The sequence below is a fragment of the Klebsiella sp. MS 92-3 genome (assembly GCF_000195655.1).
Classification (GTDB): Bacteria; Pseudomonadota; Gammaproteobacteria; order Enterobacterales; family Enterobacteriaceae; genus Klebsiella; species Klebsiella pneumoniae.
Genome location: NZ_GL882724.1, coordinates 89,038 through 97,601, shown reverse-complemented (window position 1 = coordinate 97,601; position 8,564 = coordinate 89,038). Strand labels below are relative to the sequence as shown.

Genomic DNA, 8,564 nt, shown 5'->3' with positions numbered 1-8,564 from the left:
AAAGGGGCCGTCAGGCCCCTTTTTCTGAAACTCGCAGAATTAGCGACGCAGACCCAGACGCTCAATCAGCGCAGAGTAACGGGCAACATCTTTACGTTTCAGGTAGTCGAGCAGTTTACGACGCTGAGAAACCATGCGCAGCAGACCACGACGGCTGTGGTGATCTTTTTTGTGCTCTGCAAAGTGGCCCTGCAGGTGGTTGATCTGTGCGGTCAGCAGTGCAACCTGAACTTCGGTAGAACCGCTGTCGTTTTCGCCACGACCAAACTCAGAAACGATTTTTGCTTTAGCTTCAACGCTTAGAGACATTTTATAACTCCAAAAATTAAAAGAAAGAAAGGGTGCCGATCTCTAATTCAGCGACCCCTGATGCAACGCCCGAAAATGTTAAAACACGTTAGCGGACGTTAAGCGGCGATATTCTACTCGTAGCAGGCTTTTATCGCAAGAAAAGCGCTTACGCCGGGTATTCCACCACCAGACGACGCGGGGCCACGCGGCCTTCATCGTCAATTTCGCCCATGCCGAGAAACTTGCCGGACTCGCTCTCCATCACCCGCACCAGCCCGTTAAGCGGCGCGCCTGACTGACGTACCGGGTTGCCGTTCTTAAAGTAGACTGCGGAGGTTTCTGGAATATTAACCAGCGGGTAATCCGAGGCCGGGCTGTCCATCGGCATCAGCAGCGGATCAAGCAACTGAGCGGCAGGAATATCCTGCGCCGCCGCCTCATCGACCAGCGCCTGCAGCTGCTCGAGGGTCACCATCCGCTCGACCGGGTATTTGCTTACCGCCAGGCGACGCAGGAAAATCACGTGCGCGCCGCAGCCGAGCTTCTCACCTAAATCATCGATAATCGTCCGGATGTAGGTGCCTTTCGAGCAGTGGATCTCCAACTCCAGCTCATCGCCTTCGCGGCGAATAAACAGCAGCTCATAGACGGTTATCGGCCGGGCTTCCCGCGGAACTTCAATACCCTGGCGAGCATATTCGTATAGCTTCTTGCCCTGATATTTCAGCGCCGAATACATCGACGGCACCTGCTGCGTCTCGCCGCGGAAGCTGTCCAGCGCCGCCGCCAGCTGTTCGTCGCTAAAGGTCAGCGGGCGCTCTTCCACCACCTGACCGTCGGCATCGGAGGTATCCGTGCGCTGGCCAAGTTTGGCGATCACGCGGTAACGCTTATCGGAGTCCAGCAGATACTGGGAAAACTTGGTCGCTTCGCCAAGGCAGATCGGCAGCATACCGGTCGCCAGCGGATCCAGCGCGCCGGTATGTCCGGCGCGGTTGGCGTTATAAATACGTTTTACTTTCTGCAGCACATCGTTACTGGAGGCGCCCTGAGGCTTGTCCAGCAACAATACGCCATGCACGTCGCGGCCGCGACGACGAGGACGACTCATCAGTCCTCCTTGCTGTCGTCCGGGTTCACACGACGCTCATCGTCGTGTTTCACCACGCTGGTGACCAGGTTGGACATACGCATCCCTTCCACCAGTGAGTTGTCGTAGAAGAAAGTCAGTTCCGGTACGATGCGCAGACGCATCGCTTTCCCCAGCAGAGAGCGGATAAAGCCAGAAGCTTCCTGCAGCGCTTTGATGCCCGCTTTCACCGCGGCTTCATCTTTGTCGTTAAGGAAGGTGACATACACCTTGGCATAGGCCAGGTCACGGGACATTTCCACACCGGAAACGGTGGTCATCATGCCCAGACGCGGATCTTTAATTTCACGCTGCAGGATGATGGCAATCTCTTTTTGCATCTCCTGGGCCACACGCTGCGGGCGACCAAATTCTTTCGCCATAATAAGTTCTCCAGAATAAAGACAAAAAAGGGGCCAAAAGCCCCTTTTTAAAATGATTGCCGGGTGGCGCTTCGCTTCCCCGGCTGCTTAGCCATCAAATGATTAATCGATGCTACGCTGGATTTCGATGATTTCGAACACTTCGATCATATCGCCAACGCGAACGTCGTTGTAGTTCTTCACGCCGATACCACATTCCATGCCGTTACGGACTTCGTTAACGTCATCTTTGAAGCGGCGCAGGGATTCCAGCTCGCCTTCATAGATAACCACGTTGTCACGCAGAACGCGGATTGGGTTGTGACGTTTGATCGTCCCTTCGGTAACCATACAGCCCGCGATGGCGCCGAATTTCGGCGATTTGAAGACATCACGCACTTCAGCCAGACCGATGATCTGCTGTTTCAGTTCCGGAGACAGCATGCCGCTCATCGCCGCTTTCACTTCGTCGATCAGGTTATAGATGACGGAGTAGTAACGCAGATCCAGGCTTTCCGCTTCGATAACTTTACGCGCAGAGGCATCGGCACGAACGTTGAAGCCAACCAGAATCGCGTTGGATGCTGCTGCCAGGGTAGCGTCGGTTTCGGTGATACCACCTACGCCGGAACCGATGATCTTCACTTTCACTTCGTCGGTAGACAGTTTCAGTAAGGAATCGGAAATCGCTTCGACAGAACCCTGTACGTCCGCCTTCAGTACGATGTTCACTTCGTGAACTTCGCCTTCGGTCATGTTAGCGAACATGTTTTCCAGTTTAGATTTCTGCTGACGCGCCAGCTTAACTTCACGGAATTTGCCCTGACGATACAGCGCCACTTCACGCGCTTTTTTCTCGTCACGCACTACGGTCACTTCATCACCGGCAGCCGGCACACCGGACAGGCCGAGGATTTCCACCGGAATGGACGGACCCGCTTCCAGCACTTCGCGACCCAGTTCGTCACGCATCGCGCGCACACGGCCATATTCGAAGCCGCACAGAACAATGTCGCCCTTGTGCAGAGTACCTTCGCGAACCAGAACGGTAGCTACCGGACCACGACCTTTATCAAGGAAGGATTCGATGACCGCGCCGCTCGCCATACCGTTGCGGACCGCTTTCAGCTCAAGAACTTCAGCCTGCAGCAGGATCGCGTCCAGCAGGTCGTCGATGCCGGTACCCGCTTTCGCGGAAACGTGGACGAACTGGCTCTCGCCGCCCCACTCTTCCGGCAGGATGCCGTACTGGGACAGTTCGTTCTTCACGCGATCCGGATCGGCTTCTGGCTTATCGATCTTGTTCACCGCCACTACCACCGGTACCTGCGCCGCTTTAGCGTGCTGGATAGCTTCGATAGTCTGCGGCATCACGCCGTCGTCTGCCGCCACCACCAGAACCACGATATCCGTCGCCTGCGCGCCACGAGCACGCATGGAGGTAAACGCGGCGTGGCCCGGGGTATCCAGGAAGGTGATCATGCCGTTGTCGGTTTCGACGTGGTAAGCACCGATGTGCTGGGTAATACCACCCGCTTCGCCGGAGGCAACCTTGGTAGAACGAATGTAGTCCAGCAGCGAGGTTTTACCGTGGTCAACGTGACCCATAATGGTCACGACCGGTGCGCGCGGTTCAGCCGCCGCGCCGGTGTCACGGTCGCTCATTACGGCTTCTTCCAGTTCGTTTTCACGACGCAGGATAACTTTGTGGCCCATCTCTTCGGCAACCAGCTGTGCGGTTTCCTGATCGATGACCTGGTTGATGGTCGCCATGGCGCCCAGCTTCATCATCGCTTTGATGACCTGAGAACCTTTCACCGCCATCTTGTTAGCCAGTTCGCCAACGGTGATGGTTTCGCCGATTACGACGTCACGGTTAACGGCCTGCGCTGGCTTCTGGAAGCCCTGCTGCAGAGCGGAACCTTTACGGTGCTTACCGCCTTTACCGCCGCGAACGGCCGCGCGGGCTTCTTCACGATCAGCTTTCGATTCAGCGTGTTTGTTGCCTTTCTTCGCCGGACGAGCCGCTTTGCTGCTACGGCTACGGCCGCGACCGCCTTCGACTTCACGATCGTTATCATCTTCAGCCTGACGAGCATGCTGTGATGTGGTGACGTGATAGTCGCTGCTATCTTCCGGGCTGTCTGAGGTTTCAGACCAATTTTTTTCGTTTTCTTCAGCCATACGGCGTGCTTCTTCCGCTACACGGCGCGCTTCTTCTTCAAGTTTGCGGCGTGCTTCTTCTTCCGATTTGCGCTTCAATTCCGCGGCTTCGTTCTCGCGACGGATCTTTTCAGCCTGGGCGGTTTTGGTCATTTCGTCGGTATGTTGATTGCTCACTTTGTCTTTTTCCGCAGCTTCACGTTTCGCTTTATCAGCGACTTCACGTTTAGCTTGTTCTGCGGCCTCACGTTCAGCTTTTAATTGCGCCTCGCGTTTCGCTGCTTCTTCAGCTTCACGACGGGCCTGCTCTTCCGCTTCACGCTGCGCCTGCTCTTCCGCGGCCAGGCGTTCAGCCTCTTGCGGATCGCGTTTCACAAAGGTGCGTTTCTTGCGGACTTCGATTTGTACCGATTTACTCTTTCCACCGGTACCTGGAATATTCAACGTACTGCGCGTCTTACGCTGTAACGTCAGCTTGTCTGGCGCCGAGCCGTGTTCACGGTTCAGGTGCGTCAACAAAGTTTGTTTCTCTTGCGAGGTCACAGAATCATCAGCCGATTTGCGGATGCCTGCGTCAGCAAATTGCTGTATCAGGCGATCCACAGAGGTCTGAATCTCTGAGGCCAGCGCTTTAATAGTCACATCTGTCATGCTGTTCCTTCCTGCTACAGTTTATTACGCTTCGTCGCCGAACCAACAAATGTTGCGAGCGGCCATGATGAGCTCGCCAGCTTTCTCGTCGGTCATCCCTTCGATATCAGCCAGGTCATCAACGCCCTGCTCGGCGAGATCTTCCAGCGTACAAACACCACGGGCAGCCAGTTTGAATGCCAGGGCACGATCCAGACCTTCGAGATTCAACAGATCATCGGCAGGTTTGTTATCTCCCAGGCTTTCTTCCTGAGCCAGCGCCAGCGTAGTCAGTGCGTTTTTCGCACGCTCACGAAGTGCTTCAACGGTGGCTTCATCCAGACCGTCGATTTCCAGCAGTTCTTTCATCGGCACATAGGCCAGCTCTTCCAGCGAGGAGAAGCCTTCTTCAACCAGCACTGTCGCGAAATCTTCATCAATATCAAGATATTTGGTGAAGGTATCGATAGCGGCATGCGCTTCCGCCTGGTGCTTAGCCTGCAGATCGTCAACGGTCATGACGTTGAGTTCCCAGCCGCTGAGCTGTGAAGCCAGGCGGACGTTCTGACCGTTACGGCCGATCGCCTGCGCCAGGTTGCCCGCTTCTACCGCGATATCCATGGTGTGTTTATCTTCATCCACCACGATGGACGCGACGTCTGCCGGCGCCATAGCGTTAATCACGAACTGCGCCGGGTTATCATCCCACAGGACGATATCGATGCGTTCACCACCCAGCTCAGTCGACACGGCCTGCACACGCGCACCGCGCATACCGACGCAAGCGCCAACCGGGTCGATGCGCTTGTCGTTGGTTTTCACCGCGATTTTGGCACGAGAGCCCGGATCGCGAGCCGCCGCTTTGATCTCCAGCACTTCTTCACCGATTTCCGGCACTTCGATGCGGAACAGTTCGATCAGCATCTCAGGTTTGGAACGGGTGACGAACAGCTGGGCGCCACGCGCTTCCGGACGGACAGCGTACAGTACGCCGCGAATGCGGTCGCCCGGACGGAAGTTTTCACGCGGCAGCATATCTTCACGCAGGATCACGGCTTCAGCGTTGTTACCCAGATCCAGTGTGATATTGTCGCGGTTCACTTTTTTCACCACGCCGGTGATGATCTCACCTTCGTGCTCGCGGAACTGATCGACCACCATCGCGCGCTCGGCTTCGCGGACTTTCTGCACGATAACCTGCTTAGCGGTCTGGGTGGTGATACGGTCGAAGGTAACAGATTCGATCTGATCTTCGACATAGTCGCCGACGTTCATGCTTTCATCTTCGAAACGCGCTGCTTCCAGCGTGATCTCGCGCGTCGGCTGGGTGACTTCTTCTACAACCAGCCAACGACGGAAGGTATCGAAATCGCCGCTCTTGCGGTCGATTTCAACGCGAACGTCGATCTCTTGTTCGTATTTTTTCTTGGTGGCCGTTGCCAGCGCGCTTTCCAGCGCTTCGAAAATTTTCTCACGCGGCAGCGCTTTTTCGTTGGAAACGGCTTCAACAACAGCCAAAATTTCTTTGTTCATCGGGGCCTTTCACCTCAATCCAGACTGTTAAAAGTGGGGAACCAGGTTCGCCTTCTGGATGTTACTCAGCGCGAACACTTCATCTTTGCCTTCGACGGTTACCGTGATCATCTCACCGTCTACCGCTTTGATAATGCCCTGCCATTTGCGGCGGTTCTGAACCGCCATGCGCAGCACCAGCGCAACTTCTTCGCCGGTGAAACGTTGATAGTGTTCGGCGGTGAACATCGGACGGTCAAGACCAGGCGAAGAGACTTCCAGGTTGTAAGCGACAGTGATCGGGTCTTCGACATCCATGACGGCGCTTACCTGGTGGCTCACATCAGCACAATCATCAACGTTGATGCCATCTTCACTATCAATATAGATGCGCAGTGTGGATGTGCGACCGCGAATAAATTCGATGCCGACCAGCTCAAAGCCAAGCGCTTCAACCGGCGCAGTGAGCATCTCTGTCAATTTTTGCTCTAATGTGGACAAACCCACCCCCAAGACATAAAAAAAGGGCGTATAGCCCAGTTATTCTGAAGTCAGATAACAAAAAACCCCGATAAATCGGGGCTTTAGATAACTGAACCCTGAGATCGCCATGGCGATCTGGAACACCTTCCGCAAGAATTCTTTCAAATTCGGCTACGAAGGACACCTAGTCCTCACAGTATATTTGAAAAAGTACTTAATGGGAAAGTGGTTGCGGGGGCCGGATTTGAACCGACGACCTTCGGGTTATGAGCCCGACGAGCTACCAGGCTGCTCCACCCCGCGCCTGAAACGTGGCATATTTTACTCTTTTTGAGCAAAAGACGCAAATACTGCTGGGATTTGGTACCGAAGACGGGACATAAAATCGAGATGAATTGTAACGGCGATTAGTATATTTTGTCAACATGCTTTTTAGCGCCCCCGATTGCCGTTTGTGCTGGTATTTCAGGCTTTTTTAGCAAAAAGATGATGAAGCACTTCCTGTCGCCAGTAAAAGATGGTTAAATGAATACTCACAATTAATGCATAAAAATGCAGTTAAGGTTGTTGGGTCGAACTCACCACAGTCTATCGAGCAGGGTTTTATTTTATGACGACGATTCTCAAGCATCTCCCGGTTGGTCAACGTATTGGTATCGCTTTCTCTGGTGGACTGGATACCAGCGCCGCGCTGTTATGGATGCGCAAAAAAGGCGCCGTGCCTTATGCATATACCGCTAACCTGGGTCAACCGGACGAAGACGACTACGATGCTATCCCGCGCCGCGCGAAAGAGTACGGCGCTGAAGGCGCCCGTCTGATCGACTGCCGCAAACAGCTGGTCGCAGAAGGGATCGCCGCGATTCAGTGTGGCGCTTTCCATAACACCACCGGTGGGTTGACCTACTTCAACACCACGCCGCTAGGCCGCGCGGTCACCGGCACCATGCTGGTGGCGGCGATGAAAGAAGACGGCGTTAACATTTGGGGCGATGGCAGCACCTATAAAGGCAACGATATCGAACGTTTCTATCGTTACGGCCTGCTGACCAACGCTGAACTGCAGATTTACAAACCGTGGCTGGACAGCGACTTTATCAATGAGCTCGGCGGTCGTCACGAAATGTCCGAATTTATGATCGCCTGCGGCTTTGATTACAAGATGTCGGTCGAGAAAGCCTACTCCACCGACTCCAATATGCTCGGCGCGACCCATGAAGCGAAAGATCTCGAATTCCTGAACTCCAGCGTCAAGATCGTCAACCCGATTATGGGCGTGAAGTTCTGGGACGAAAACGTGAAGATCCCTGCGGAAGAGGTCACCGTACGCTTTGAGCAGGGCCATCCGGTGGCGCTGAATGGTAAAACCTTTGCCGATGACGTCGAGATGATGCTGGAAGCCAACCGCATCGGCGGTCGTCACGGCCTGGGCATGAGCGACCAGATTGAAAACCGGATTATCGAAGCGAAAAGCCGCGGCATTTATGAAGCTCCGGGGATGGCGCTGCTGCATATTGCCTACGAGCGTTTGCTGACCGGTATCCATAACGAAGATACGATTGAGCAATATCACGCCCACGGTCGCCAGTTGGGCCGCCTGCTGTATCAGGGCCGCTGGTTTGATTCCCAGGCGCTGATGCTGCGTGATTCGCTGCAGCGCTGGGTCGCCAGCCAGATCACCGGCGAAGTCACCCTCGAACTGCGTCGCGGTAACGACTACTCGATCCTCAATACGGTATCAGACAACCTGACCTATAAAGCGGAGCGTCTGACCATGGAAAAAGGCGATTCCATGTTTACTGCCGAAGACCGTATCGGCCAGCTGACCATGCGTAATCTGGACATCACCGATACCCGCGAGAAGCTGTTCGGCTATGCACAGTCTGGCCTGCTGAGCGCCTCCTCGGCAACCGGTTTACCGCAGGTTGAAAATCTGGAAAACAAAGGCAAATAATCGCCTGACAATGTTGCTTTCCGCCGGCGGATCACCGCCG

At 54.7% G+C, this 8,564-nt stretch carries 7 protein-coding genes and 1 tRNA gene; 1 reads left to right on the top strand and 7 read right to left on the bottom strand.

The annotated features are described in order from the left end of the window. Positions 1-39: 39 nt before the first annotated feature. The 7 genes from rpsO to HMPREF9538_RS24280 form a co-directional block, all read right to left on the bottom strand. Positions 40-309, bottom strand: a complete 270-nt coding sequence (gene rpsO, locus HMPREF9538_RS24250) for a 30S ribosomal protein S15 (RefSeq protein WP_002918244.1) — start codon at positions 307-309, stop codon at positions 40-42. Positions 310-457: 148 nt separating this feature from the next. After that, entirely contained in the window at positions 458-1,402 is a 945-nt protein-coding gene (truB, locus tag HMPREF9538_RS24255; RefSeq protein WP_004144892.1) for a tRNA pseudouridine(55) synthase TruB, read from the bottom strand. Continuing rightward, complete coding sequence (gene rbfA, locus HMPREF9538_RS24260; RefSeq protein ID WP_002918248.1) at positions 1,402-1,803, bottom strand: 30S ribosome-binding factor RbfA; 402 nt, start codon at positions 1,801-1,803, stop codon at positions 1,402-1,404. Before rbfA ends, truB begins: the two co-directional genes overlap by 1 nt. A 102-nt stretch (positions 1,804-1,905) precedes the next feature. Next, positions 1,906-4,596, bottom strand: coding sequence for a translation initiation factor IF-2 (infB, locus tag HMPREF9538_RS24265; RefSeq protein WP_002918250.1), 2,691 nt, complete (start codon positions 4,594-4,596; stop codon positions 1,906-1,908). A 24-nt stretch (positions 4,597-4,620) separates the two neighbouring features. After that, complete coding sequence (nusA, locus tag HMPREF9538_RS24270) at positions 4,621-6,108, bottom strand: transcription termination factor NusA (protein WP_002918252.1); 1,488 nt, start codon at positions 6,106-6,108, stop codon at positions 4,621-4,623. 27 nt (positions 6,109-6,135) lie between these two features. Next, complete coding sequence (rimP, locus tag HMPREF9538_RS24275) at positions 6,136-6,588, bottom strand: ribosome maturation factor RimP (RefSeq protein WP_002918364.1); 453 nt, start codon at positions 6,586-6,588, stop codon at positions 6,136-6,138. 208 nt (positions 6,589-6,796) lie between these two features. Next, positions 6,797-6,873, bottom strand: a tRNA-Met gene (locus HMPREF9538_RS24280). Between the two features lie 307 nt (positions 6,874-7,180). On the opposite strand from HMPREF9538_RS24280, the gene argG reads away from it, so the two are divergent. Next, the gene (gene argG / locus HMPREF9538_RS24285; RefSeq protein ID WP_004144895.1) at positions 7,181-8,524 is read left to right on the top strand and encodes an argininosuccinate synthase; all 1,344 of its coding nucleotides are present in this window, start codon (positions 7,181-7,183) and stop codon (positions 8,522-8,524) included. The last annotated feature ends 40 nt before the right edge of the window (positions 8,525-8,564 follow it).